Origin of the sequence: Mesorhizobium sp. J8 (assembly GCF_016591715.1) — a bacterium.
In the GTDB taxonomy this organism is placed as follows: Bacteria; Pseudomonadota; Alphaproteobacteria; order Rhizobiales; family Rhizobiaceae; genus Mesorhizobium.
Genome location: NZ_AP024109.1, coordinates 1856289 through 1881987, shown reverse-complemented (window position 1 = coordinate 1881987; position 25699 = coordinate 1856289). Strand labels below are relative to the sequence as shown.

Sequence of the window (25699 nt, the reverse complement as noted above, 5' to 3'; positions counted from 1 at the left end):
ATTCAGCGCCACCTCCGGTTTGGAAAGATACAGCGAGGAACGTCCATGAGCGGAAACCAGCACCCGAAATCGAAAAAACCGAGCAACGCCGACCTGGGGAACGATCCTGGCATCGGCACCTCCAAGGGCACCATCAAGGAAGGCGACGAACTGGAGCACGGTGAGAACACCGTCGAGGGAGATGTCGAAAACGACACCACCGAGGCAGGCGGAATCAACCCACGCCAGAAGATGCGTACCAACAAGTAATTCCATTCGTTCTTATGGTAGATAAGACGTTGCATCTTCCACAAACAAACAGCAAACAAATTGCAACTCGTGCATAGCTCAAGCGGAACATTGGCAGGAGTCTCTTGTTTGAAACGTATCGCAATCAGGCGATCAAACAGGAGACATCCCCATGATTAAGCTTCTCTCGGCTTCGGCTGTCGCAATTGTCCTGGCTACATCCGCAATGGCCCAATCGAGCGGTTCCGGTGGTTCCGGCAATGGGACCGGCGCCAACAACACGGGCACCACGACCGGGACCAACGGCATGAACAACAACGGCAATGGCGGCACGGTCGACCCGAACGCCACGAACAGCACGACGACAAACGGGTCCGGCGGCATCGGCGACCGGTGCAAGGACGCAGCCGGAAACGACATCCAGAACAACACGGCAAGCGGGAACACCACGTCCGACACGCAGAATTGCAACAAGTAAACCCTAGCCTTTACGCGACCGGACGCCCGCCTGGAAGGCGGGCGTCCGGTCGTCTTGCGACACGGCTGGCCGGCCACGTCCCGCTGTCAGCAGGACGCAGAGCAGGCTCGTCAGGACATTCGCCGTCAGGGAAGCCGATCCGCCATGATTGCGGCGGCTTCAGACGTCCCAGAGCCTCACCATCCGCCGCCGGATCATCGACGGCGACCAGTCTCGAACTTGGAAGTCACAGCAATATTCAACGACGTCGGCGGCGCGGTTCATTCCTTCACATACGCGCCGGGCTGACGCCCGCTCCGGGGCGCTTTGGCGTCCTTGGAATGTTCTGCGACTGCCGGGCCAGCGCCTGAGCTCTTTTCGGTCGCCGGGCTTGGCGTCGGCTGCCGCGGCGGATTGCGGCCGTCCGATTGATGGGTCTTGTCCTCGACCTCCCCCTGTTTGCGGCTGAGGCCTGGATCGACGTGAGGTCTGTCGTTGCTGGCGGCGTCCTGCGAAAATTCCTCGCTCGGATCCGGATCGGTGTTCGCCGGATATTTCCTGGCGCCCGTCTCGCGGCGGTTCTGGATGTCCTTCATGATTTCATCTCCGGTTGGATGGAAGATAACAACGGTGCGAGGACGGCGTTCCAATCTCCGCGCAGCATGAGCCAAGCTGCCAAGGGAACAAACCTCCCGGCATTCGATTAGGCGCGGGCAGTACAACTCAGCCGCAAGAGGAGCCGGGCATGGACAGGGAAGAACGCATCAGGCAACGCGCACACGAGATATGGGAGCGGGAAGGCCGCCCCGAGGGCCGCCAGCAGGAACACTGGGACCAGGCCGTCCAGGAGATCGAGTCGGAAGGTTCGGAAGCCGAGCGCGGTCCGGTGACGCCCGATCCCGCGGTTGGGGTCGGCTCGGACCCGGCCGCCAACCGGCCAGGCGGATGAAGCCGGGGATGCGTCCTATTGCAATTGGGCTCGGCATTCTGGTGATCGTTCTGGTCGCCCTCTGGGTTTGGGCTGGCCAGAACGGCGGGCGTCCTGCCGGCGGTGCCCAGCAGCCATCGCCGCACGCGATCGACCAGAACGGCTGAGAAGAGGACGTACACCTCACCGGATGGCGGTATCGCCGGCCTCGCGCCGCCTGGCCTTGGCGGGCACGAGCCGGCCTGCATTGGCGCGCAGGCCTCTGAAGAACTCCTCCACATAGGGCAGCAACTCGAAGAGCGCGATGACGAGCATGACGATGGCGACATATGTCACCGGCAGTTGCTCCTGCTTCCAGGCGAGATCGAAGCGCGCCCTTTCGGTTCCAGTTCCGAACAGCGCCAGAAACTGCCCCCAATGCAAAGACACGACACTGACCAGGCCCATCAGCGGGATCATTTCCAGGAAGCTGTGGATATGCTGCTCGATGGGGCCGACCGTGCGCGCCGTGGTCGCGTAGCGCACATCCCACATCGCCGTCGCTTCATGGACGAAGAAAGCGACGATCATAACAGCGATGACCAGGGCGTTCACCTCGAGGAACATGGCGGCAAGCAATGGAATGCCGACCTCGACGAACATCAGGAGGTGGATCAGCGATTCCTTCGCGCCGGTCGTGGATTCGATATGGGTCGCACGATGACAGAGCCAGTCGGCAAAGCCCGCGATCAGCCAAACCGGCAGGACAAAATACATCAGGATGAGGACCATCGGGTCGGCCAGCACGAGGCAGCTCCTGCTCCTATCTGCCGGCGTTCTCCGCATCGCGCTTCAGCTTTGCCGCCTCGCGATCGAGCACCTCCGGATCGTTGCCGTATTTCAGGATCAGCGCCAGCGCCAATCCGCTTGGAATTCCTGCTCTTTCCGCGAGGTCGCGGACACGTTCGGCATTCTCGTGCTCGTTGTCGTCCCTGGAAGCTTCGCCGTGCGATGTCATGATCATGTTCCTGGTCGAGCTCCCGCCCCGTGCCGAACCGCAGGCCGGCGGAATGGTTCCATGCGTGTCGGATGGATCGAAGCGCATGCGGCGAACGGCCGGAACAGTTCACCTGCCGCCGCGTTCTACATCTGGCTTCCCTGCGACCTCATTGTCATGCGCGCCGCTGTCGGCAGGGCACGATTCTACGACTGCGGTCTCACCACGTCGGAACGCGAACTGAAGGAACTCGTGTGCGAAACCTCAGGGGACTTCACCTCTTGATCGCGGAAGACGAGTGGCTGCTCGCTAGCGATCTCGCGGCCTTCTTCGCCGACTTGGGGGCCATCATCCTCGGGCCGGCGGCGACGGTGGAGCAGGCCGAGCAGCATGCAAAGACAGCTGAGGCCGCGATCCTGGACATCGACCTGCACGGCCGTAAGGTTTTCCCGATTGCGGACGAACTGATGCTGCGCAACGTGCCTTTCGTCTTCTTCAGCGGATATGACGAGATCGCCATCCCCGAGCATTTGCGTTTTGCAAGTAGCCTGAGCAAGTCGTCGAGCCCCGCCGCCGTCGTCGATGCGCTGTTCCAGGAACCCTCCACAGAGCCAGTGACTATTGCGCAGCCGGCATCCCCGATGGAGGACGTCGTCGCGCTGCTGCCCAAGCTCCGGCTCACCGCGCGCCTGTTGCTGGACGATGCCGGCGCTTCCGATCGTCTTGTGGAGCATACTTTGGAACAGGCGCTTGAGGATTTGGACAAGAGGCCGGAGGGCTCGTCCATCGCCGACTGGCTGAACACCATCATGCGCAGGATAGCGCAGCTGCGCGGAGCCTCCTTGCTGCATTGATCATAGGCAACAGAGCCGCCGGCGACCTGCGCTCGCCGGACGACCAGTCTTCCTCAATGCGTAAAGCGGCTTCTGAGCCAGGCGAGAATTCGGCTGCCATCTACGATCCGGCGAACCCGCGCAGCAGCCCAACTGGCCTGCATCGTCGCGCCGGCATGGCAGCTGCAGACCACGTCATGCAATTGCCAATCGGAAAGTTCGAAGAAGCGCTTCGCCTCGCCATAGGTGTCCGATTGCAACCCGGCCGCGCGCAGCAGCGGGTCATCGAACGCAACCGCGAGCGGCGATCCGTCCGCCCGCACCCGTTCACGGACCTCAGGATCGACATATTCGGTGCCCGTCAGCGCAGACAGGCAGCGCAGGGGATTGCGTTCCAGCAGTTCCGCCCACCGCTCGATCCGCTGCCTTCTCGTTGCAAGGGGGATCAATCCAAGCCGGTCGACGACCGCTACCGATTGCAGTTCGTATGACGTCTGATGCTTCATTGCTGTCTCCTGTGTTCTTGCGGTGCATCCCGCACCGTGGCGCGGCAAATCTGCCGTGACCGAAGCCCACGCCTGCGAGGGACAGGCGCGGGCCGACGAGGTGTTGCCCACCCGTCTTCACCAGACGCCTGCAACGGCGTCTGAAGCGAACCCCAACTGCCAGCGATCTCCTATGTTCCAGCCATTCCCCATCAAGGGATTCGAGCGACGAGGTCCAGGCCATCGGGAAGATCGTTCTTCGAGCAGCCGCGCCCAGCGGAGTGTGGGTTCGCATCGCTCGCTATCAAGCCGATAAGATCGCGCGCGTAGCTCGTCACCGTGGGTTTACACGACGCAAAGAAGACCCGTCGCCGTGGGAGGAAAACGGCAACGGGTCTTCGCACCGGACACCAAGAGCGGACATGACCGCGACGCCCTAAGCGCTGATGCCGATGTTTGTTCCAGCGAAAGAAAAACCCGTCGGCACTTTGGAACAGCCGGCGAATGGTCGCCGCAGCAGCGATTCAAGTGGGGCAGCAGCAAATGGAACATCGCGCAGATTGCATTGTTAAACAGCTGACCGGTCGCTGAACCGCGATGGCGCCATAACCGCAACGGAACGGTTCTTACAGCCAATCTGGAGGCTCGTGGCGGAATGGCCCCTATCAAAGGCCCAGCGAAAAATCACAACGTCATCGTCATCGGCGCTTCGGCGGGCGGGATCGAACCGTTGAGGCAGATTGTCAGCGATCTGCCGGCCGATTTGCCGGCCGCCGTGTTCGTCGTGGTGCATGTCGGCCAGGTAAGCTACCTGCCTGAGATTTTGGACAGGGCGGGCACGCTTAAAGCGCAGCCCGTCAAAAACGGCGAAGCGTTCAGGACCGGCTGCATCTATGTGGCCCCGCCCGGCTTCCACCTTCTTCTTCATGACGACCATATGATGCTGCGGCGGGGCCCACGCGAAAACCTTGCCCGGCCGGCCATCGACCCCTTGTTCCGCTCGGCGGCACTGAGCTACGGCGCTCGCGTCGTCGGCGTGCTGCTGTCGGGTGCACTTTCGGACGGCACCGCCGGGTTGAGGGCCATCAAGGCGGTCGGCGGCCTGGCGGTGGTCCAGCATCCCGAAGACGCCCTGGTGCCTTCCATGGTGGAAAGCGCGTTGCGTTATGTCGAGATCGACCACTGCCTACCCGCTGCGGATATCGGTGCTTTGCTGGCAAAGTTGGCCGTCGAGCCGGCCGGCGAAACCTTCTCGGCCCCGCCGGCTGTCAGATTGGAGGCGGCGATTGCCGCGCAGGAGCATTCAACCATGAAAGAAGTGGATCGACTTGGCGAATTGTCGGTGTTTACATGCCCGGAATGCCACGGGCCGCTGTGGGAGATCGAAGACGGTGACATGCTGCGCTATCGGTGCCATACCGGGCACGCCTTCACCGCCGACGCGGTGATGGAAGCGCAGGCGATCGAGGCGGACGAGATCCTGTGGAGCTTGCTGCGCTCGCATCAGCAACGGGCGGAATTTGCCCGGCGAATGGCCGAGCGCGAAAAGACGCGGCGTCGCTCCGAACTTGCCAATAAGTTCGGCGAGCGTGCGAAGGAATATGAAGCGGATGCGGCCGTCATCGAGCGCATCCTGGAGAGCAGGCAGGCGCGGGTGGCGGGCAATGGCGAAGGCGGCAAGAAAGGCAAGCACAAGGAAGGCAAGGAATAGCTCGCCTGAAGGCGCGGGAGAGCCCGCGCCGCTTCCCATCATCGGCATCGGAGCATCGGCGGGCGGCATAGCGGCACTGCAGAAGTTCTTCCCCGAAGTGCCGGCCGACAGCGGCTTTGCCTATGTCGTTATCCAGCATCTCGACGCCGAGCACGAAAGCGTGCTCGCCAGTATCATCCAGCGCTCAACGACGATCGAAACGCAAACCGCCTCCGAGGGCATGGAAGTCGAGTCTGACAAAATCTACGTCGTCCCGCCCGGCGCCTCCGTGACCGTGCTCGGGCAGCGTTTTCGCGTTGCCAAATTGGCCCCCACGCGCGCCAAGCGGATGCCGATCGACGACTTCTTCACGTCGTTGGCCCAAGAACAGTCGGAGCATGCGGCAGGCATCATCCTTTCCGGAACGGGCAGCGACGGCACTATCGGGCTGAGAGCCATCAAGGAGCATGGTGGGCTAACGCTGGCGCAGGAGAGCGCCGAATATGACGGCATGATGCGCAGCGCCGTGCGGACCGGCCTGGTCGACATGGTGCTGCCCGCCGAAGAAATGGCGGCGAAGCTGATCAGCTATTTTCGTCACGCCAACCGCGACGAAAGCGAGCGCGACCGCCGCAAGCGTGACGTGGCCGAACAGCTTTCGCGCATCGCGGCGCTGCTTCGCATGCGCACCGGCCACGATTTCAGCGGCTACAAGGACAACACCATCCTTCGCCGCATCCAGCGCCGCATGCAGGTGCTGCAGATCGACGATCCGACCGTCTTCTACGAGCGGTTGCGCGACGAGCCGCAGCAGGTGGATCTCCTGTTCCAGGATCTGCTCATCGGCGTTACCAGCTTCTTCCGCGACGAGCACGCCTTTGAGGTCCTTGAGAAGATGGTCATTCCCCGGCTGCTTGAGGACCGCCGGCCGGACGAAACGATAAGGGTCTGGGTGCCTGGCTGCGCGACGGGCGAAGAAGCCTATTCGATCGCCATGCTGATGAAGGAGAACGCGCCGCGCGGCGCTGCCTCGCCCAATCTGCAGATCTTCGCAACCGACATCGACGAGCGCGCCCTGGAGGTGGCAAGAGCGGGGCGTTATCCGGCGACGATCGCGACCGATATCACGCCGAAGCGGCTCAAGGAGTTCTTCTCGCGCGAGGACGGCACTTACCGCGTTTCGTCCGATCTTCGCGAAGTCTGTCTGTTCTCGGCGCATAATCTGCTGCGTGATCCGCCTTTCTCCAGGCTCGACCTGATCGCCTGCCGCAACCTTCTGATCTACATGGGTTCGGAGCTGCAGGAAAAGATCGTCCCGATCTTCCACTACGCGCTGCGCAACAACGGCTATCTCTTTCTCGGTTCGTCCGAAAATGTCACGCGCCACGGACGCCTGTTCGCTACGGTCGATAAGGCAAGCCGCATATTCCAGAAGCGCAGCGGGGTTGCCGCGCAACGTCTCCCCGAATTCCCGCTCGCGGCCGCGGCAAGGCAGGCGGTTCCGAGCGCGCGCCCCCGTGCAACGACCGGCACCCTGCAGGAAGTCGCGGAACGTTTGCTGGTCGAGCGCTATTCACCGGCTTATGTGGTCGTCAACGCCGCCGGCGAGTTGATGCACAGTTCCGGCGGCACCGGTAAATATCTCGAGCTGGCCGCCGGCGCCCCCGACCACAACGTCTTCTCCATGGCAAGGCGCGGCCTGCGCATGGATCTCAGGGCAGCGCTGCACAAGGCGGTCAGTACAGGACACGTAGCGGTCCAGAACAAGATCGCCGTCGGCACCAATGGCGGACGCCAGACCATCAGCCTCGCCGTGCAGCCGCTGCCGGTCGAGGGTGGAGCGGAGCCGCTCTACATGCTGGTCTTCCGCGATGTCGGCGGCATCAAGCCGGAAATCGAGGACGAGCCGGTACACACAACCGATGACGTCGAGAGCGCGAATGTCAGCCAGCTCGAAAGGGAGCTGAGGGAGACCAAGGACAGGCTGCAAGTGACGACGGAGGAACTCGAATCCTCCAATGAGGAGCTGAAATCCTCGAATGAGGAGCTGTCCTCGATCAATGAGGAGCTGCAGTCGTCCAACGAGGAACTGGAAACCTCCAAGGAAGAGCTGCAGTCGATCAACGAGGAACTGCAGACGGTCAATGCCGAGCTCAACATCCGCGTCGACGAGCTCACCCGCGCCAACAACGACATGTCGAACCTTTTGGAAAGCACGCAGATCGCGACCGTGTTCCTCGACCGCGATCTCTGCATCAAGAGCTTCACGCCGACGGCGCGCGACCTGTTCCGGCTGGTCGAAAGCGATGTCGGCCGGCCGCTTGCCCATGTGCGCCCCCGCTTCCCTGCCGATGGCTTGCAGGCTGACATGGAGCAGGTGTTACGCCGGCTGGGCACGATCGAGCGGCAGATCGAGGGCGCAGAGAGCGGCAGCAGCTACATCATGCGCGTCCTGCCTTACCGTACGGTCGACAATGTCATAGCCGGCGTTGTCGTCACCTTCGTCGACGTCACCCAGATTGTGCGGGCGGAGGAAAGGATTGGCATCCTCACCCATGACTTGCGCAACCGACTGGAAAGCCTGGAGACGGTGCTGGATCTCGTGCCGGTGGGCATCTTCATCGCCGAGGACGGCGAGGGCGAGGTGATCCGCGCCAATCGTCGCGCGGCGGAACTCGCCGGCCGCGGTATCACGGACGGCAAGCTGACGGCAGTCCCGGCAGAACTGCCGTTGCTGATCGAGGGCGTCCCGGTGAGGACCAATGACCAGCCTTTGCACACGGCAATGCGGACGGGCAAGGCCGTTCCCGGCTATGAAGCTCGCATAGCGCGGACGGACGGCTCGATCACCGACGTGATGATGTCGGCCAATCCGCTGTTCGACGAATCCGGTAGGGTGCGCGGCGCGATCGCGGCCCTTGTCGACATATCGCACCATAAGGAGGCGGAGCGCAGCCAGGACAGGCTGCTGCATGAGTTGCAGCATCGCGTGAAAAACATCCTGGCCACGGTCAACGCGCTGGCGTCGCGCATGGTGCGCACATCGGACTCGATAGGCGATTTTTCCACTTCGTTCCAGGAGCGACTGCAAGCATTGGGCCGAACGCACGAAGTGCTGTCTTCCTACAACTGGACAGATACCGATCTAGAGCAATTGCTGAGAGCGGTCCTGTCGCCCTACAGTAGCAACCTGCGCAAAAATATCGTTATCCATGGAAGATCGTTGCGGCTCGGCTCAAGCGCGGCCGCGACGCTCGGCATGGTGTTCTTCGAGTTGGCCAGCAATGCAGCGAAATACGGCGCGCTCTCGACGGAGGAAGGCCGCGTCGACGTGACATGGAACACCAACAAAACCGGCGTTCTGTCGATCCACTGGAAGGAAATCGGCGGGCCTGTCGTCGAGGAGCCGCCGCGGCGGAATTTCGGAACAAGCTTCATCCAGCAAAGTTTAGAGTATGAGTTGGGGGGAAAGGTGGAGCTAAGGTTTAAGCGCTCTGGAGTTGAATGCGACATAGATATTCCGCTGGCGCCAAGTGGGGGCCAGTAGCATTCTCGCTGTGTTGGCAAGGAAATGAATACAAACAGCCTTTTGTCGGGCCTCAATGTCCTCGTGGTCGAGGATGTGTTTATGCTCGCACAAGACCTCGCCGATCAGTTGACCGGTGCCGGATGTGCCGTGGTCGGACCGGCGCCGACGATTCAGCAGGCGCTGGATAATATCGACGGCATCGCGCTGGATGGCGCGGTGCTGGATGTGAATCTCCGAGGCGAGCGAAGCTTCCCTTTGGCCGACCATTTGGCGCGTGGCGGTGTCCCTTTCGTTTTCCTCACCGGCTATGACAGCGTCACCGTTTTTCCCGACAGGTTTCGCGACACGCCGAAGCTCACCAAGCCAGTCGACTACGAGGCGTTGATCGAGGCGGTGTCGCGATTTCGCGATGGTCGCGCCGCGCAAGGCTGACATCGGCTGAGTTCGCTGAATGGGCTCGTCTATGGTTCGGCGCGCTCGCCTATCAGTTGGCTCGCCAATTCGACCAAATGCGGGATCGGTGCCGGCTTGGGCATATAAGGCGCGCCGTGAAAGATCGGCGACTGGAACTCGGGATCGTAACCCGAATGGACGACGAAAGGCACGCCGGCTTCCTTGAGGCGGGCGGCGGCGACGCCCCGCTGGCCGTCGAGCAGTTGGATATCGATGATAGCCAGATCCGGCTTATGGTCGTCCAGCCAAGCCGTCGCTGCCCGCTCGGACGCCACGCAGGCCACCTCGAAACCGCGCTCCTTCAAGCCATTCGCCACATCCGACGCGATTAGATACTCGTCTTCGACGATCAGTGCCAAGGGCGCACGCATCTCCGCCTCCTTCAGGGTACGATGACCCTTCCCGGATTCGGCTCGCAACCATTCCCGTTATGCCTGCGGGGAAAACGCAAGATATGTTTCTGCGGCTTGGTTGCGGCGCTGCCGATGGGGTTAGGACCTGCCTGCTCCATGTCGAAACGGAGTTCTACAACGTCGGGGCCTAACAAGGCAGCCCGCGCCTCGAACAGGCGAAGAAACTCCGGTCTGAGCCCGTCGCCTCGTGACCGCGCAAGCGCATGCAGCGACATGAGGGAATTCATCATCATTACCTTTCACAGATGCGGCCGCTCCCTCACATTGCGGCCATTGCCTTTTCCTGCCTTGCTTCTTCGAAATCGACTGACACGACGACGGCGCCGTCGCCGCCGCGAACCCGAACCGCCCAGCCGTCTTGATGAGGCTCAGCCGCATCGTCGAGCAGATCGATCGCCGAGCGAAGCGCTTCATGGCGAACAGCTTCGAGGTCCGGCAACTCGACGCCCTCGAGCCGCCTCACACTGCCGCCCTCGCGATATTCGAATGTGTACGGACTCTGGCCTCTATCGCTTGACCCGTCGATCTCAGGCCGGCCTGCGTTCACCGTCCCGCCCGGCCCGTCCCGTTCCGTGGCGCCGCCGAACGCGGCACACTGAAGCATCATCTCTCTGGCGCGATCGATAAGCGCGGCGTCGCCGAGCAATGGGTCGGACACAACCATGGTGACAGCGATGTTTTCCCCGCCCTCGCCAAGAAACTCGACCGTCGCGCCTTTGGGATTTGCATGTACGGTTGTGTCGAGAACTTGCATTCCTGCCTCCGTGTCCTGCTACCGAAGATAAAAAGCTTCCCCGATCCGAAAGTTCCGCCCGAGCGGTGAACGCGCAGAACTTGGCTGGATTGGAACAGCGAGGCCGGATGCCGGTTTTGGGAAAAAGGAAGCGCCGAATGTCACCCAAGCAACGCACATCCGCCGAGGCTCACGGCGAAATCCAGGCCGGCAGGACACAGGACAAGACGCCCGGATTCGATCCGGCAGCAGCGCCGCTGGAAGCGGACGCCGAGGCCGGCGCTGCCCCGGCTTCCTCTGCTCCGGCCGAGCCGCGCAAGCCGAACTTCACCAACCAGGCGAGTTTCGCCAATGCGATGCGGCCGCCGGAGAACGCGCCCGGCCTGGAGCCGCGCAGGAACGGCCCGGTCCTGGTCATCGTAGCGCTGGTTATCCTGGCCGCAATCGCCTTTCTGTTCGCCGCAACCTTGCGCTAGGCATGGAAGGAACCACATTCGCCGCCCGAGGTTTGATAGCGCAAGGAGGTTGTTGCGATGCCAAGCTTGAGAAGTTTGTTTCGCCATCTGTGGCGCTGGAAAGCACAGCCGACAACGCACCCCTCTCCAGTGGACGCCATTGTGCGGGTGCTCCGCGAAGCCGAAAAGCAGCGCGGATCCGGACGTTCGGGGTGACAGAGCCCGGCGGGGTAGTGCCTCCGGGATCATGCGATCGCCGGAGTCACTCCTCGTCGAAGATATGCTCGTGGATGATGCCGAGGATCTGCAGCCTCACCGTTTCCCGCGCTTCGGGCTTCACGAAGGGCATCAGCAGATCGACCGTTTCCTCTACCCGCCGCGGCAGGTCGGCGCTCGGATCGCTCAGATAGCTTCCATGGGCATAGAGGTTTTCGGTCAGCTTCTTATTCAGGTCGGTAAAGAGTCCCATAGCCATTGCTCCTTGCTGATCCAATAGCCGAAGTGTCCTCGCGGTTCCCTCGGCCAACAGCATTGCAATCGACCGCGCAAATCCTCCTTGGCCGAAATCCTCCCGCCCGAGGAACATTCGGTCAAACCGGATGTTCGGCCGAACCACCCAGGAGGATCGAATGGGAAACAAGCAATTGGCGGTCGTCACCGGCGCCTCGAGCGGCATCGGCAAGGAGCTCGCGAAACTCTGCGCCAAGGACGGCTACGATCTCGTCATTGTTGCCGATGAGCCTGCCATCGAGCAGGCCGCCGAGGCGCTCCAGTCACATGGCGTCTCGGTCGACGCAGTGGAGGCCGACCTTGCAAGCGAGGACGGCGCCGACAGATTGATCGCCAAAATCGGCGATCGCGACATCGATCTTCTTTTCCTCAATGCGGGGCGCGGCCTGGGCCGAGGCTTTGTCGACCAAGACTGGAGCAAGGCACGCCGCGTCATCGACACCAACATCACCGGCACCGTCTATCTCGCCCATAAGCTCGGGCGCAAAATGGTGGAGCGCGGCCGAGGCCGGATCCTGTTCACCGGCTCCATTGCCGGCTTCATGCCTGGTACGTTCCAGGCCGTCTACAACGGCACCAAGGCCTTCATCGATTCCTTCGCCATCGCGATGCGCCACGAGCTGAAAGACAGCGGCGTGAGCGTGACCGTCCTGATGCCGGGAGCCACGCAGACACGCTTCTTCGAGCGCGCCGACATGATGGACACCGAGGTCGGGACGCAGGAGAAGGACAACCCCGCGGATGTGGCGAAAGCCGGCTACGATGCCTTGATGGCCGGCGAAGAACAGGTCGTCAGCGGCTGGAAGAACAAGATGCAGGTCGCCGCCGCCCATGTCACGCCGGCCGGCACGCTGGCCGAACAGCACCGCGAGATGGCCGAGCCGGGCTCGGCAAAAGAGGGCTGAAAATGATCTGGGAACATTCCCGCTCAGCGTCAGTTCCGCCGCATCAATAAGACCCACAATTCATAGGGACAATTCCGATGAAAGCCCTGACATGGCATGGCAAAGGCGACATTCGTTGCGATCAGGTCGCCGATCCGGCGATCGAAAACGACCGCGATATCATCATCAAGGTCACCTGCTGCGCCATATGCGGCTCGGACCTGCATCTGATGGACGGGTACATGCCGACGATGAAATCAGGCGACGTGCTGGGCCACGAAACCATGGGCGAAGTGGTGGAGGTCGGCCGCGCCCACACGAGGTTCAAGAAAGGCGATCGTGTCGTCGTGCCCTTCAACATCTCGTGCGGCGAGTGCTGGTTCTGCCAGAACGGCCTGTTCTCGCTCTGCGACCGGTCGAACCCTAACGCCGAGCAGGCTGCCAAGGTCATGGGCCAGTCGCCCGCGGGCCTGTTCGGCTATTCGCATCTGGTCGGCGGCTATTGGGGAGGCCAGGCCGAGTATCTGCGCGTTCCGTTTGCCGATGTCGGCCCCATCAAGGTGCCCGACGGCATCGATGACGAGCAGGTGCTTTTCCTCTCCGATATCTTTCCGACCGGCTACATGGCGGCCGAGAACGCCGGCATCCAGGAAGGCGACACCGTCGCCATCTGGGGGTGCGGACCGGTCGGCCAGTTTGCCATCCAGAGCGCGTGGATGCTCGGCGCGGGCCGCGTCATCGCAATCGACAAGGTGCCGGAACGGCTCGCCATGGCGCGCGACTACGGCAAGGCGGAAACGCTCGATTTCAGCAATTCCGATATTTACGATGCCCTGATGGCCATGACCGACGGTCGCGGCCCCGACAGTTGCATCGACTGCGTCGGCACCGAGGCCGATGCCACCGCAACATCCGATTCCATGCTCGACAAGGCCAAGGCCACCGTCTATCTCGGCACCGACCGGCCGCATGTGCTGCGCGAGGTGATCTATTGCTGCCGCAAGGGCGGCACCATCTCGGTGCCCGGCGTCTATATCGGCCTGGTAGATCACCTTCCCTTCGGTGCGGCGATGAACAAGGGGCTGACCTTCCGCATGGGCCAGACCCACACCCAGCGCTATCTCGAGCCGCTCCTTCACAAGGTCGAGAGCGGGGAGATCGACCCGTCCTTCGTCATCACCCACCGCGCCGGCCTTGAAGACGGACCCAGCCTCTACAAGACATTCCGCGACAAGCAGGACGGCTGCATCAAAGTGGTTATGCGCCCGCACGGATGATGCAGCGTGCATCTCGGGCGCCGCTGTAGTGTCGTCGTCAACCCAAACCAGGGAGGTTCGCAATGACTGAACCGAAAGGCACCTCCAAGCCCGCAGTGAATTCGCCGGATCCCGAAGGGCTTCCGCATCCACGTCGCGATGCGCAGAACAGCGATGCGGGCGCGAGACCAACTGCGCCAAAGACCGCCGGTGCACGGCAGCCCTCGTCCTCGCCGCTCGACAACCGGGTTGCCAACCGCAACGCCGGCCGGCGCCGCGAGGCCAGGCCGACGCCCAGGCCGACGGACAAGCCGCTCGATTGAGCGGGACGAAGAAATGCCGCAGCCTGGCCGGTTGTCGCGGCGCCGTTGCATGGTCTCCTCTCCCTGCAACGAAGCCCTGACGCTATCCCCGGCCGTCAGCTCTTCCGGCTCCGCTCGACGAATTTGTTGAAGCGGCTCGTTCCGCCGCCGCCGGCTTCATCCTGGTGCAGGAAGGCGAGATCATTCTCGTCGAAAATGCGGAAGAATTCGTCCCACTCGATCGCCTCGAACGCGTCTTCCGGCTCGCCGAAATCGATGCGCAGGATGCCGCCCTCGCCTTTCGTGCGGACGACGGCCGGGCGGCCCTTCCGTTCTTCCACCCATTTCCGGATCTCGTCATGATCGGTGGTCGTCTTGGCCTCGGACATGGATTTCCCTTTCTCGCAGCGAGGGTTGGTGAGCGGTCCTAACAGCAACCGGCAGGCAATGTTCCAGCGGGTGCAGAGCCCTTGTCCGAGCTGCCTAAGCTCCCGCGGCGGGAACTTTGTTGAAGCAGGGAACAAACCTTTTAGCGCGCAGTTCGGGGCGCCGAAGCAAAATCCGCAAGGGAGTCATCGTGGAACGCGTATTGGTTACGGGAGGTTGCGGCTTCATCGGCCGCCACGTCGCCCAGGAACTCACCGAACATGGCTATCAGGTGCGCCTGCTGGATGCGCTTGTGGACCAGGTGCACGGCGCCGAAGCCATCAGTCTTCCGACTGGAGCCGAATTGATAAAGGGCGACGTGCGCGACCGCGATGCGGTCGTCGAGGCGGTATCGGGCGTCGACGCGGTCATCCACCTGGCGGCCGAGGTTGGCGTCGGCCAGTCCATGTACGAGATCGCCCGCTATGTCGGCGCGAACGATCTCGGCACCGCGGTGCTGCTTGAGGCATTGATCAAGCATCCGGTCGAACGCATCGTGGTGGCGTCCTCCATGAGCATCTACGGCGAAGGCCTTTACCGGACTCCGGACGGGCAGCGGATTGACAATGCGCGCCGCAAGCCTGCCGAGATCAGGGACGGTCTGTGGAACCTCAAATCCGCGTCGGGCGAGGTGCTGTTGCCGATTCCCACCGACGAGGAGAAACGGCCCGATCTCGCCTCGATCTATGCGCTGACAAAATATGCTCAGGAGCGGGCCGTGCTGATCTTCGGGCAGGCCTATGGCATCGACGCGGTGGCGTTGCGCCTCTTCAACGTCTTCGGCGCCGGACAGGCGCTCTCCAATCCCTATACCGGCGTTCTCGCGAACTTCGCCTCGCGCCTCGCCAACGGCAAGCGGCCGACGATCTTCGAGGATGGCGAGCAGAAGCGTGACTTCGTCCATGTGCGCGATGTCGCCACCGCGTTTCGGCTGGCGCTGGAGCAACGCCAGGCAGCCGGACATGCCATCAACATCGGCAGCGGCCACGCCTATTCGATCAGCGAAGTAGCCCGTCTTCTTGCCAAGGCGATGGGCATCCCCAAGCGCCCGCCCGAAATCCTCGGCAAGGCGCGCTCCGGCGATATCCGCAACTGCTTCGCCGATATTGCCAAGGCGCGCGAACTGCTCGGCTTCGAGCCAAAGCATCGACTGGAAAATTCGCTTGGCGAGTTCGCGGCCTGGGTTCGCAACAGCGTCGTCATCGACCGGGGCGCCGACATGCGGCGCGAATTGGAAGAGCGAGGATTGGTCTCATGACCCGAGTGCATCGCCACCCTCGCAAGGAGCCGATAGCCGTCATCGGCGGCAGCGGCTTCATCGGCTCCAATCTCGCCGACAGCCTGCTTTCCGACGGGGAAACGGTGCTGGTCGTCGACAATCTCAGCCGTGCAGGCGTCAAGCAGAATCTCGACTGGCTGGCGCAACAGCATGGCGAGCGGCTGATCGCCGAAATCGTCGACATACGCGACCTCAGCGCATTGGCCACGGCACTGGCGCCGGCAAAGGCGATTTTCCATCTCGCCGCTCAAACAGCCGTGACGACCAGTCTCGCCGATCCCGCGCAAGACTTCGACATCAATCTCAAGGGCACGTTCAACGTGCTGGAAGTTGCCCGCGATACCGGAATTCCCGTGGTCTTCGCCAGCACCAACAAGGTCTATGGCAGCCTGCCCCAGATCACGGTGCGAGAAGCCGACGATCGCTATGAACCGCTTGACGAGGCGGTGCGTAGGAGCGGTGTCGATGAGAAGGTCGGCCTCGATTTCTGCACCCCCTATGGCTGCTCGAAGGGCGCGGCCGATCAGTATGTGCTCGACTATTCCAAATCCTACGGACTGCCGACAGCGGTTCTGCGCATGAGCTGCATCTACGGGCCGCGCCAGTTCGGCACCGAGGACCAGGGCTGGGTCGCACATTTTCTTTTGAGCGCCTTGTCCGGCCAGCCGATTACCATTTACGGCGATGGCCGGCAGGTGCGCGACATCCTGCACGTATCCGATGCCGTGGCTGCCTATCGCGGCGTGCTTGCCGGGATCGAGGACCTCAAGGGCCAGGCATTCAATCTGGGCGGCGGCCCGCGCAACGCGGTCAGCCTGCGCGTGCTGCTGGCGGAAATCGCCGATATGACCGGCAGCGAAATCGCGATCCGCTATGACCGCGAGCGCATCGGCGATCAGCCCTTCTTCATCGCGGACACCCGCAAGCTGCAAGCCGCCATCGGCTGGCAGGCGCATATTCCATGGCGCGAAGGCGTCCGCGATCTCGCCAGCTGGTTGCTGCGGCATCGGCTCCAATCGCGTCCCGAAGCCACGAGGTACGTCGCATGAAAGTCGCCTTGGTCAACCCACATTGGACATACGAGCACAGCATCTATTTCGGCTGCCGTCAGCCGCATCTGCCGCTGGAGCTCGGCTATTCAAAGGCAATGCTTGAGGCCGAAGGGCACGATGTGCTGATGCTGGACGGTTTGCTGCAGGGGTTCGACAACGAGGCTCTTGCCGAAAGCGTCGCGGCTTTCCGGCCCGACATGACCGTCGTGACCACCGCGCCGACCTACCTGTTCTGGCGCTGCGCGCCGCCGGAATTGCGCGTGCCGGCGGAGTTCCTCAACCATCTCGCCGGACGCGGCGGACGCACGGTGGCGGTCGGACCGCATGGCTCGGCGACCCCGGGCCCTACCTTGCGCAAGCTGGGCGCCGATCTCGTCGTGCGCGGCGAATGCGAGGAGGTGGTGGCGGAGCTCGCGCGGCAAGACGACTGGGGCGGGGTTGCGCACACGGCCCGCCTGGAAGGCGACGTACCCGCCTGCAATGGCGGCGTTCATGCCAGCACGTTCGTCGATCACCCGGCGCTCGCCTGGCCGTCCGACTGGATCGCGGCGCATGGCCATCATCATCACAGATTCGATCCCGTCCAGAGAGGCGCCGGCGCCGAGGTAGAGGCCTCGCGGGGCTGCCCTTACAATTGCAGCTTTTGCGCCAAGATCGATTTTCGCGATGCCTACCGGCGCCGAAATCACGACGCCGTCGTCGCCGAGATCGACGGGCTAATCGCGCAAGGCGTCGGCTACATCTACTTTATCGACGAGATTTTCCTGCCGCAGAAGGCGCTGCTGGAAGCGCTGGTGGATCGCGACGTCCAATTCGGCATCCAGACACGCATCGACCTGTGGAAGCCGGAACTGCTCCGGCTGCTCGGCGAAGCCGGCTGCGTCTCGATTGAGGCCGGCCTTGAAAGCCTGACCGTCGAGGGTCGCGCGATGCTCGCCAAGCGCTGCCGGCTGGACACCGAGGATCTGGCCGCGCTTCTGGTCGACGCCCGTCGCCACGTGCCTTTCGTCCAGGCCAATCTGATCGGCGTGGTCGAGGACGATCCGGCGCTGGTGGATTATTGGCGCAAGCACCTCATCGACCACGGCGTCTGGGCGAACGAGCCCGTGCCGCTCTATCCCTATCCGAGCTCTCCCAGCTACCGCGAACTCTGGGGCGAACCCGACGACCTCGCCTGGGAACGCGCGCATGAGCACTACCTCGCCTCCTTCCGCTCCTTCAGCGACATCCAGGACCAGCGCCCGCATGCGCTGGCTGAGTTGGAATCCTCATGCTGCAGTCACTGATCCATCGTCCACGGCGCATCCTGATGACGACAGACGCCGTCGGCGGCGTCTGGCGCTACTGCCTCGATCTAGCGCGCGAGCTGGCGGCCGGAGGCGACAGCATCGTGCTCGCCGGGCTGGGGCCGGAACCTTCTCCGGAGCAGGCGCGGGAGGCGCGGTCTTTCGCCACGCTGGTTTGGCTCAAATGCCCGCCGGACTGGATGACGCGCGACGAAAAAGATCTCGACAGCTTGCGGGGCGAACTGCAAACCCTCGTCCAGACCTATGCGATCGACCTCATCCATCTCAATGCACCGGCGCAAGCGGCCGGGCTCGATCTGGCCTGTCCCGTCGTCGCGGTCTCGCATTCATGCGTGGCGACATGGTTGCACGCGGTGCGTGGGCAGGCGCCGGCGGACGATTGGTCCTGGCAGCGAGATCGCAACCGGGCTGGACTCGATCGCGCCGACGTGGTTGTCGCTCCGAGCCGAAGCCATGCCGAGATGCTCCAAACCTGCTACGGCGCGATCGAAGGGTTGGGCGTCGTCCATAATGGCGCCCTGCCCGGCCCGAGGCCGGGGCGGCGCGAGCCTTTCGTCTTCGCCGCTGCGCGCTGGTGGGACGAGGGCAAGAATGCGGCATCGCTCGACGCCGCCGCCGCGCTCTGCAACTGGCCCATTCAGGTCGCCGGTCCGCTCGCCGGGCCTGACGGACAGTGCGCCCGTTTCGGTAACTGCATCTCGTTCGGGCCGATGGATCACGGCAAAGTTCGTCGGCTGATGAGGCGAGCCGGCATCTTCGTTTCGAGCTCCATCTACGAGCCTTTCGGTCTGGCCGCCCTTGAGGCTGCGCTGTCGGCCACGCCGCTGGTGCTCGCCGATATCGCGACCTACCGTGAAATCTGGGACGGCGCGGCCATGTTCTTCAATGCGCGCGATCCACATGCGCTGGCCGGCTGCATCGAGAACCTGTCCCACGATGAAAGCTTGCGGCGCAAGCTGGGCAGGCGCGCCGCGCGGCAGGCACGCAAATTCTCGCTGGGCAAACAGGTGAGGGCGATGCGCGACGTCTACGACCGAGCGGCGCTGACCGCAACGGGGCGTTGACCATGCGTTTTCTATTTTACACCCATTCGGCAGTTTCGGACTGGAATCACGGCAACGCGCATTTTCAGCGCGGCATCATGCGCGAGCTTGCCGCGCGCGGCCATGAGGTGGTCGCGCTCGAGCCCATCGACGGCTGGAGCCGATCGAACCTGCTCGCCGAGCAAGGCCCCTTTGCGATCGAGCGCTTCCGCAAGGATTTTCCGGAACTGAGAGTAGTGGCCTATGCCCCTGGCTTCGAGCACGAAGCTTGGCTGGCAGGCGCGGATGTCGTGATCGTCCACGAATGGACGGACAAGGATCTTGTCGCGCGCATCGGACAGGCGCGTGTGCTGAGCAATTTCACGCTACTGTTCCACGACACTCATCATCGCGCCGTATCGGCGACACAGGCGATAGCGGCGCTCGAGCTCGAGCACTATGACGGGGTGCTGGTCTTCGGCGAAGTGCTGCGGGAGAGCTATCTTCGCGCCGGCTGGGGCAAGCGGGTGTTCACCTGGCATGAGGCCGCGGACGACCGGCTGTTCAAGCCTTGCCCGGATATCGAGCCAGTCTCCGATCTCGTCTGGATCGGCAATTGGGGCGACGATGAACGCAGCGCCGAGATCGCCGAGTTCCTGATCGAGCCGGCAAGAGCGCATGGACTATCGGGAACTGTGCACGGCGTGCGCTATCCGTCGGATGCAATCACCGCGCTCGCGGATACTGGCCTGCGCTATGAAGGCTGGATTGCCAATGCCGATGTGCCGAAGGCCTTCGCTCGCCATAGCGTCACCATGCACATCCCCCGCAGGCCTTACCGGGAGACCTTGCCTGGCATTCCCACCATTCGCATGTTCGAAGCACTGGCCTGCGGAATTCCGCTGATCTCGGCGCCGTGGTCGGATGTCGAAGGGCTGTTCCGCGCCGGCACCGATTTCCTGTTCGCCCGCAACGGGGCCGAGATGCGAGGACACCTCCGCGATGTGCTGAACGATCGTCAGCGTGCAGAAGCGTTGGCCGCATCTGGCCTGGAAACCATCCTGGCGCGGCACACCTGCCGGCACCGCGCCGACGAGCTGTTCGACATCCTGGCCGCATGCGGCAATCGCGCGGCGGCCGAAATCAAGCCTGCAAGGGAGGCCGCGGCATGAAGATAGCCTTTTACGGATCGAGCCTTCTGTCATCCTACTGGAATGGCGCAGCCACCTACTACCGCGGCTTGCTCAAGGCACTGTCGCAACGCGGCTACGACATCGTCTTCTATGAGCCCGACGTCTACGATCGGCAAAAGCATCGCGACATCGAGGCGCCTGACTGGTGCAGCGTCGTGGTCTACGAGCCGACCTCGCATGCGCTGATGCAGGTCGCCTCGCGCGCCGCGCAGGCGGACGTCGTGGTCAAGGCTAGCGGCGTCGGCTTCGAAGACGATGCGCTGCTGCGTGCGGTTCTCGACAATGCCCGCCCCGACGCGCTGACAGTCTTCTGGGATGTCGACGCACCGGCGACCCTAAGCGAGTTGCGCAACGACGGCGAACACCCGTTGCACCAGGCGTTGAAGAGGATCGGCATCGTGCTGACCTATGGCGGCGGTGACCCGGTGGTCTGGGACTATCGAGCGCTGGGCGCGGCGGAATGCGTGCCGATCTACAACGCGCTCGATCCTGAGACGCATCATCCGGTCGCCGCAAATCCGCGCTTTGCCTGCGACTTGGCTTTCCTCGGCAATCGGCTGCCCGACCGTGAGGCGCGTGTCGACACATTCTTCCTCGATCCGGCCCGCGGGCTCGGCAGCCAGCGCTTTCTGCTTGGCGGCTCCGGTTGGGGCGACAAGCCCTTGCCCGCAAATGTGTCGTGGCTCGGCCATGTCGGCACGCGCGATCACAACGCCTTCAACGTGACGCCGAAGGCGGTGCTCAACATCAGCCGCGACAGCATGGCGGCCAACGGCTTTTCGCCCGCGACGCGCGTCTTCGAAGCGGCCGGCGCGGGTGCATGCCTAATCACCGACGCGTGGCTCGGCGTCGAGATGTTCCTGACGCCCGGCGAAGAGATCCTGGTCGCGCGGGACGGCACCGATGTCGCAGAGATCATGCGCACGCTGACGCCGAAACGGGCAAAGGCGGTCGGCACGGCAGCACTGCGGCGCGTTCTGGCCGAGCATACCTACACGCTGAGAGCCCAGCTGGTGGACGACATCTTCAAGGCGCATTTCGAGCGCCGCGCAATGGAGGCTGCGGAATGACGAGACCGCTCGACATCGTTTTCCTCGGGCTTTCGTTGTCCTCATCCTGGGGCAACGGCCACGCGACGACTTTCCGAGGACTGCTGCGCGCGCTCAGCGAGCTCGGCCATCGCGTCACGTTCCTCGAACGCGACGTGCCCTGGTACGCGCATCACAGGGACCTGCGCGACCCTGATTTCTGCGACTTGCACTACTACGAGACGACCTCGGAGTTGCTGCGCAATTACCAGCGGCAGCTGCAGCGAGCCGACGCGGTGGTGGTAGGCTCCTTCGTACCGGAAGGCAGGGCGATCATCGACGGCCTTGCTTCGGTGTGCACCGGACAGTTCTGCTTCTACGACATCGACACGCCAGTGACGCTGGCGCGGGTTGCCGAGGATGATTGCGACTATCTGGCCCGCAGGCAAATCTCCTATTTTGACATCTACTTCTCGTTCACGGGCGGACCGACGCTGGAGCGCCTCAAGTCGGAGTTCGGCGCCCGCCGGACGGAGCCGCTCTACTGCGCCGTCGATCCGAAGCGTCACCATCGGACCAGCAACGCGATCGAATGGGACCTTGGGTATCTTGGCACCTACAGCGCGGACCGGCAGCCCGCCCTCGACGCGCTGCTGCTGGAGCCTGCGCGGCGCCTGCCGGACCGCCGCTTCGTCGTTGCCGGCTCGCAATATCCGTCCGACATCGCCTGGCCGGGAAATGTCGAGCGGATCGAGCACCTGCCGCCCTCCGAGCATGCCGCCTTCTACAGCCGCCAGCGTTATACGCTGAATCTTACCCGGGCATCGATGATTGCCGCCGGATGGTCGCCCAGCGTGCGGCTCTTCGAGGCCGCTGCTTGCGGCACGCCGATCATCAGCGACCGCTGGCCCGGGCTCGATGATTTCTTCCCGGAATCGGCGATCGAGACGGCGGCAAGCACCGCAGATGTCGAGGAGATCCTAAGCGCCAAATCCGAGCGGGCAAGGCTCGATTTGGCCAGGGCAGCGCGGGAGGCGGTGCTTTCAAGACATACCGCCATGGCGCGGGCACGTGAATTCATTTCGGCGCTGACGCCGTTTGTTGGAACGCGTCCGGCGATCGATCTGGACGTCGAAAGTGCAGCATGAGTGACAGACAGGAGACCATCGAGATGCGGCGATCAAAAAGGGCTGAAAAAACACGGACGGCGCTTGTTGCCGGCGGTGCCGGTTTCCTCGGTTCGCATTTGTGCGAGGCGCTGCTGCATGACGGCTATCGCGTGATCTGCGTCGACAATTTTCTCACTGGCAGAATGGAAAACATCGGTTCGCTGGTTGGCCTGGCGCGCTTTAGGTTGATCGAACAGGATGTTTGCACACCGCTGGAGCTCGGCGAACCTGTCGATCGCGTTTTCAATCTGGCCTGCGCGGCATCGCCGCCTCGTTATCAGGCCGACCCGATCCACACGACACGCACCTGTGTGATCGGGACCCTAAATCTTCTGGAGCTCGCCGCCAGCAACGGTGCCCGCTTCCTGCAGGCGTCGACCAGCGAAGTCTATGGCGATCCGGAACAGCATCCGCAGCGCGAGGACTATGTCGGCCATGTCAACTGCACGGGACCGCGAGCCTGCTATGACGAGGGCAAGCGCGCCGCCGAAACGCTCTGCTTCGATTATCTGCGAGCCGCTATGGCCGATATTCGCGTGGCCCGCATCTTCAACACATATGGGCCAAGGATGGACCCTGCCGACGGCCGCATCGTCTCGAACCTGGTCATGCAAGCGATCGAGAAGCGGCCGCTGACGATATTCGGGGATGGCCGACAGACCCGCTCCTTCTGCTATGTCACGGATCTGGTCGAGGGACTGCGCCGCCTGATGGATGTCGATCCAAATCCGCGCGAACCGGTTAATCTCGGCAATCCCGGAGAGTTTTCGATCCTCGAGCTGGCAAGATTGGTGCGCGAACTGACCGGCACCAGATCGCCCGTGAAGTACCTGCCTTTGCCGCAGGACGACCCGCGCCGCCGACGCCCCGACATAGGCCGCGCAAAGGCGCTCCTCGGCTGGTCGCCCGAGGTGCCCCTAAAGCAAGGCCTGCTGCAGACGATCGCCTACTTTTCAAATATCGACGATCTGGCGATCGAGCCCGTGGTTGCGATCGACAGAGCGGGTGGAGGAAAGCTGCAGAACCTGCAGCTTTGAAGCAGCGGCATCTTTTCACCGGGGCGGAACAACCAACCGACATCGCGGTTGGGCATGACAACCGCGATGGAGGAAGAACTGTGCAGTCGAAGCGATCAGTCAAGGACATAGAGCAGATGGCGGCGGTGGAGACGGCCGCATTCCTGCGGAGGGCTTCCATTACCTATCTCGAGTGCTGCGTCAGCCTGATGATGACGCATCTGCAACGCGAGGAAGTGGCAACCATCCTGGAACAGGAAGCCGACATGCTGCGCAGGCTGGACTGATCAAGTCTTCAAGCGCTCGGTGAACCGCGAAAGCCTGATCCGGTAACGGTCAGCGGCCTGAATGGCCTTCACCCGATCATGGCCCTCCGCAGACTGTGCGGCTATCGTCCACAGGCCAAGCTGCAACGCGAGATAGCAGGGCTCCATGCGCTCGACCAGGGAACGATCGACGGCACGCGTCATTTCTGCCTCGATGCCTTTGATGAGCCGCGTAAGCTCGGCTTCGCAAAGCTCATATTCAACCCTCGCGCCTGCAATGTCCCACGCTATATCCTGACAGCCGACGATGTCGTGCGAGCGGCAGTGGTCAACGGCATCCGTCTTGAGCACGGTCCCGTCCTGGCGAACCAGAAACTCCCATGGATGAAGGCGCGCGTCGATCTCGATCCTCCCCAGCACGGGCTGTGGCGGGTAGCGGGCGAACCAACCCGCCAATGCTTGGGCCTGACCTTCCCCCAAAGCTTCCCTGCAGTTTTGTACGGCCATGTCGACAAGCTTTTCCGGCGACGCGCCGGCCTCGTCGGTCGGCAGCTTGGCGGCGCGCCAGCCGAGATAGCGGCCGAGCCAGTCGATCAGCATATCTCTGGGCAGCCCTGCCCGGTCCAGCCTGCCGGCATCGATCCAGCGCTCGACCAGGAAACCGTGGCTGATACCGGCAGGCTGAGCGCCAAAGCCCGCTTCGTGGAGTGCCTTGGCCGTACGCAGCTTGCGCTGGCCGGCGTCGCCGAAACCTGCGAACTTGACCAGCCAGCGCTCGCCGCCGGTCAACGCCATGAATTTGCGCCGCTCGAATGCCGGGAATATCGGGGGCCAAGCGGTGGTCGGCACTGAAAGAACTTCGCGCCATGCGCCGCCTGAAATTTCATGAAGCTCGACGTCGGCCTTGCCGAGCAACTGTCCTATCCAGTCCCGCAGCCCGGGGCTGACCGCGCCATCAAAGACGTCTTCGAAATCCGCGACATGACTTTGGCACTGCGACAAGGCAGCGACAGTTTCGGCAGTAGCTTGCGCGCCCGGCCCGCCGCGGTGGCTCGGGAACAGATGAATGCGCTCATAGCCGATGCCGTGCCGGCGAAGCCAGGCAATGACAGCATGAAAGGAACTGCCGGAGAGGCCCGGACCTTCATCGACGATGGCAAATTTGGCCTGCGGTCTGTCGAGCCAAGAGCGCAGGAGTTCGGATGCGGCGCTTATGTGCCGGGAAAACGGATGGCCGATCGGTCGAAGGCTGATAGGCGGCGGCGCATTCAGGGCGGCGGCGACCACCGCCGCTAGGCCGAGACCGATGCTGCGGATGCCGATGACGCATGTGTTCGCGTCGAGTCCCGACCCCAGCGCCGCAAGCAGATAGGTTTCCGGGTAGAGGGCGTAGAGCGCATAGCCCTCAGCCGGTCCGGTGGTTATTGCGCTGCCACAGTCGATGGCGGCAAGCTTTGCAAGCAGCGCCTCATCCAGCGCTCCGCTTCGAGCAAATTTTTGTTGCCAGGACCGCAGCACTTCCTGCGACAACTCGACGAGAATTTCCGACCCCAGCTTCTGCCTCGACGAACTGCTGTCGAGGCCTGTTATGTCGAATTCCGCATCGGCGAGGCCCTGGAGAAGTTCAGAGGCGGTGACGAATAGATCGACCACAGCAGCGTGACGTTCGAGGCCGGCAGGCAGATCGCCAATAGCTCCAGCCGCGGCCAAGACAGCCTTCCGGAGCTGTTCTGCGCTATGCGTTCGCTTGTGGTCGCCGAAGACGATCATACGGCTCCTGCCTAGCTGTCTGGCCGCCAACGCGAAACG

General features: G+C 63.0%; 31 protein-coding genes. 22 read left to right on the top strand and 9 right to left on the bottom strand.

Annotated features, from left to right (window positions below):
- The first annotated feature begins 45 nt into the window (after positions 1–45).
- Both MJ8_RS08580 and MJ8_RS08575 read left to right on the top strand, forming a co-directional pair.
- A complete protein-coding gene (locus tag MJ8_RS08580; protein ID WP_201413981.1) occupies positions 46–249 on the top strand; it encodes a hypothetical protein in 204 nt (67 codons plus the stop codon).
- Positions 250–400: 151 nt separating this feature from the next.
- Positions 401–706 (top strand): hypothetical protein, encoded by a 306-nt coding sequence (locus MJ8_RS08575; protein ID WP_201413980.1) that lies wholly within the window; start codon positions 401–403, stop codon positions 704–706.
- A gap of 260 nt (positions 707–966) precedes the next feature.
- Here MJ8_RS08575 and MJ8_RS08570 read toward each other — a convergent pair whose 3' ends face one another.
- Complete coding sequence (locus MJ8_RS08570; protein ID WP_201413979.1) at positions 967–1281, bottom strand: hypothetical protein; 315 nt, start codon at positions 1279–1281, stop codon at positions 967–969.
- Positions 1282–1430: 149 nt separating this feature from the next.
- Between MJ8_RS08570 and MJ8_RS08565 the strand changes: the two genes are divergently transcribed.
- The gene (locus MJ8_RS08565; protein ID WP_201413978.1) at positions 1431–1634 is read left to right on the top strand and encodes a DUF2934 domain-containing protein; all 204 of its coding nucleotides are present in this window, start codon (positions 1431–1433) and stop codon (positions 1632–1634) included.
- Positions 1635–1642: 8 nt separating this feature from the next.
- Entirely contained in the window at positions 1643–1780 is a 138-nt protein-coding gene (locus tag MJ8_RS08560; protein ID WP_201413977.1) for a hypothetical protein, read from the top strand.
- Between the two features lie 16 nt (positions 1781–1796).
- Here the strand turns inward: MJ8_RS08560 and MJ8_RS08555 are convergent, their stop codons facing one another.
- Positions 1797–2399 (bottom strand): diguanylate cyclase, encoded by a 603-nt coding sequence (locus MJ8_RS08555; protein WP_201413976.1) that lies wholly within the window; start codon positions 2397–2399, stop codon positions 1797–1799.
- A gap of 16 nt (positions 2400–2415) precedes the next feature.
- Positions 2416–2610, bottom strand: coding sequence for a hypothetical protein (locus tag MJ8_RS08550; RefSeq protein ID WP_201413975.1), 195 nt, complete (start codon positions 2608–2610; stop codon positions 2416–2418).
- A gap of 60 nt (positions 2611–2670) precedes the next feature.
- Between MJ8_RS08550 and MJ8_RS08545 the strand changes: the two genes are divergently transcribed.
- Both MJ8_RS08545 and MJ8_RS08540 read left to right on the top strand, forming a co-directional pair.
- Positions 2671–2874: a hypothetical protein gene (locus MJ8_RS08545; protein WP_201413974.1), complete on the top strand. Its 204-nt coding sequence runs from the start codon at positions 2671–2673 to the stop codon at positions 2872–2874.
- Positions 2871–3443, top strand: a complete 573-nt coding sequence (locus tag MJ8_RS08540; protein WP_225248194.1) for a response regulator — start codon at positions 2871–2873, stop codon at positions 3441–3443. The genes MJ8_RS08545 and MJ8_RS08540 overlap by 4 nt, the downstream gene beginning before the upstream one ends.
- 53 nt (positions 3444–3496) lie before the next feature.
- Here the strand turns inward: MJ8_RS08540 and MJ8_RS08535 are convergent, their stop codons facing one another.
- On the bottom strand, positions 3497–3928 hold the full coding sequence (locus MJ8_RS08535) for a hypothetical protein (RefSeq protein ID WP_201413972.1): 432 nt from the start codon (positions 3926–3928) through the stop codon (positions 3497–3499).
- Positions 3929–4562: 634 nt separating this feature from the next.
- Between MJ8_RS08535 and MJ8_RS08530 the strand changes: the two genes are divergently transcribed.
- From MJ8_RS08530 to MJ8_RS08520, 3 genes are read left to right on the top strand one after another with little or no spacing between them, the layout of a single operon-like run.
- Positions 4563–5618, top strand: coding sequence for a chemotaxis protein CheB (locus MJ8_RS08530; RefSeq protein WP_201413971.1), 1056 nt, complete (start codon positions 4563–4565; stop codon positions 5616–5618).
- Entirely contained in the window at positions 5572–9144 is a 3573-nt protein-coding gene (locus tag MJ8_RS08525; RefSeq protein WP_201413970.1) for a CheR family methyltransferase, read from the top strand. Before MJ8_RS08530 ends, MJ8_RS08525 begins: the two co-directional genes overlap by 47 nt.
- A gap of 42 nt (positions 9145–9186) precedes the next feature.
- The gene (locus tag MJ8_RS08520; RefSeq protein ID WP_225248193.1) at positions 9187–9558 is read left to right on the top strand and encodes a response regulator; all 372 of its coding nucleotides are present in this window, start codon (positions 9187–9189) and stop codon (positions 9556–9558) included.
- A gap of 29 nt (positions 9559–9587) precedes the next feature.
- Here the strand turns inward: MJ8_RS08520 and MJ8_RS08515 are convergent, their stop codons facing one another.
- A complete protein-coding gene (locus tag MJ8_RS08515; RefSeq protein WP_201413968.1) occupies positions 9588–9950 on the bottom strand; it encodes a response regulator in 363 nt (120 codons plus the stop codon).
- A gap of 301 nt (positions 9951–10251) precedes the next feature.
- On the bottom strand, positions 10252–10746 hold the full coding sequence (locus tag MJ8_RS08510) for a DUF6894 family protein (RefSeq protein WP_201413967.1): 495 nt from the start codon (positions 10744–10746) through the stop codon (positions 10252–10254).
- Between the two features lie 137 nt (positions 10747–10883).
- Here MJ8_RS08510 and MJ8_RS08505 point away from each other — a divergent pair, with 137 nt between their 5' ends.
- Positions 10884–11201 (top strand): hypothetical protein, encoded by a 318-nt coding sequence (locus MJ8_RS08505; protein WP_201413966.1) that lies wholly within the window; start codon positions 10884–10886, stop codon positions 11199–11201.
- A gap of 241 nt (positions 11202–11442) precedes the next feature.
- Here MJ8_RS08505 and MJ8_RS08500 read toward each other — a convergent pair whose 3' ends face one another.
- On the bottom strand, positions 11443–11649 hold the full coding sequence (locus MJ8_RS08500; RefSeq protein WP_201413965.1) for a hypothetical protein: 207 nt from the start codon (positions 11647–11649) through the stop codon (positions 11443–11445).
- A gap of 160 nt (positions 11650–11809) precedes the next feature.
- On the opposite strand from MJ8_RS08500, the gene MJ8_RS08495 reads away from it, so the two are divergent.
- The 3 genes from MJ8_RS08495 to MJ8_RS08485 all read left to right on the top strand — a co-directional run bounded on the left by MJ8_RS08495 (position 11810) and on the right by MJ8_RS08485 (position 14153).
- Positions 11810–12595 carry an SDR family NAD(P)-dependent oxidoreductase gene (locus MJ8_RS08495; RefSeq protein ID WP_201413964.1) on the top strand — a complete coding sequence of 262 codons (786 nt, stop codon included), beginning with the start codon at positions 11810–11812 and terminating at the stop codon, positions 12593–12595.
- 77 nt (positions 12596–12672) lie between these two features.
- Positions 12673–13851 carry a zinc-dependent alcohol dehydrogenase gene (locus tag MJ8_RS08490; RefSeq protein WP_201413963.1) on the top strand — a complete coding sequence of 393 codons (1179 nt, stop codon included), beginning with the start codon at positions 12673–12675 and terminating at the stop codon, positions 13849–13851.
- A gap of 62 nt (positions 13852–13913) precedes the next feature.
- Positions 13914–14153, top strand: coding sequence for a hypothetical protein (locus tag MJ8_RS08485; RefSeq protein WP_201413962.1), 240 nt, complete (start codon positions 13914–13916; stop codon positions 14151–14153).
- A 95-nt stretch (positions 14154–14248) separates the two neighbouring features.
- On the opposite strand, the gene MJ8_RS08480 is transcribed toward MJ8_RS08485, so the two are convergent.
- Positions 14249–14521, bottom strand: coding sequence for a hypothetical protein (locus tag MJ8_RS08480; RefSeq protein ID WP_201413961.1), 273 nt, complete (start codon positions 14519–14521; stop codon positions 14249–14251).
- 188 nt (positions 14522–14709) lie between these two features.
- Here MJ8_RS08480 and MJ8_RS08475 point away from each other — a divergent pair, with 188 nt between their 5' ends.
- From MJ8_RS08475 to MJ8_RS08435, 9 genes are read left to right on the top strand one after another with little or no spacing between them, the layout of a single operon-like run.
- Positions 14710–15816: an NAD-dependent epimerase/dehydratase family protein gene (locus MJ8_RS08475; RefSeq protein WP_201413960.1), complete on the top strand. Its 1107-nt coding sequence runs from the start codon at positions 14710–14712 to the stop codon at positions 15814–15816.
- Positions 15813–16886: an NAD-dependent epimerase/dehydratase family protein gene (locus MJ8_RS08470; RefSeq protein WP_201413959.1), complete on the top strand. Its 1074-nt coding sequence runs from the start codon at positions 15813–15815 to the stop codon at positions 16884–16886. Before MJ8_RS08475 ends, MJ8_RS08470 begins: the two co-directional genes overlap by 4 nt.
- Complete coding sequence (locus MJ8_RS08465; protein ID WP_201413958.1) at positions 16883–18175, top strand: TIGR04295 family B12-binding domain-containing radical SAM protein; 1293 nt, start codon at positions 16883–16885, stop codon at positions 18173–18175. Before MJ8_RS08470 ends, MJ8_RS08465 begins: the two co-directional genes overlap by 4 nt.
- Positions 18160–19260 carry a glycosyltransferase family 4 protein gene (locus MJ8_RS08460; RefSeq protein WP_201413957.1) on the top strand — a complete coding sequence of 367 codons (1101 nt, stop codon included), beginning with the start codon at positions 18160–18162 and terminating at the stop codon, positions 19258–19260. The genes MJ8_RS08465 and MJ8_RS08460 overlap by 16 nt, the downstream gene beginning before the upstream one ends.
- A 2-nt stretch (positions 19261–19262) precedes the next feature.
- Positions 19263–20390, top strand: coding sequence for a glycosyltransferase (locus MJ8_RS08455; protein ID WP_201413956.1), 1128 nt, complete (start codon positions 19263–19265; stop codon positions 20388–20390).
- Positions 20387–21481 carry a glycosyltransferase gene (locus MJ8_RS08450; RefSeq protein ID WP_201413955.1) on the top strand — a complete coding sequence of 365 codons (1095 nt, stop codon included), beginning with the start codon at positions 20387–20389 and terminating at the stop codon, positions 21479–21481. Before MJ8_RS08455 ends, MJ8_RS08450 begins: the two co-directional genes overlap by 4 nt.
- Positions 21478–22587: a glycosyltransferase gene (locus tag MJ8_RS08445; protein ID WP_201413954.1), complete on the top strand. Its 1110-nt coding sequence runs from the start codon at positions 21478–21480 to the stop codon at positions 22585–22587. The genes MJ8_RS08450 and MJ8_RS08445 overlap by 4 nt, the downstream gene beginning before the upstream one ends.
- 23 nt (positions 22588–22610) lie before the next feature.
- The gene (locus tag MJ8_RS08440) at positions 22611–23645 is read left to right on the top strand and encodes a UDP-glucuronic acid decarboxylase family protein (RefSeq protein WP_201415358.1); all 1035 of its coding nucleotides are present in this window, start codon (positions 22611–22613) and stop codon (positions 23643–23645) included.
- A complete protein-coding gene (locus MJ8_RS08435) occupies positions 23642–23911 on the top strand; it encodes a hypothetical protein (protein WP_225248192.1) in 270 nt (89 codons plus the stop codon). Before MJ8_RS08440 ends, MJ8_RS08435 begins: the two co-directional genes overlap by 4 nt.
- On the opposite strand, the gene MJ8_RS08430 is transcribed toward MJ8_RS08435, so the two are convergent.
- Positions 23912–25660: a hypothetical protein gene (locus MJ8_RS08430; protein WP_201413953.1), complete on the bottom strand. Its 1749-nt coding sequence runs from the start codon at positions 25658–25660 to the stop codon at positions 23912–23914.
- Between the last annotated feature and the right edge of the window lie 39 nt (positions 25661–25699).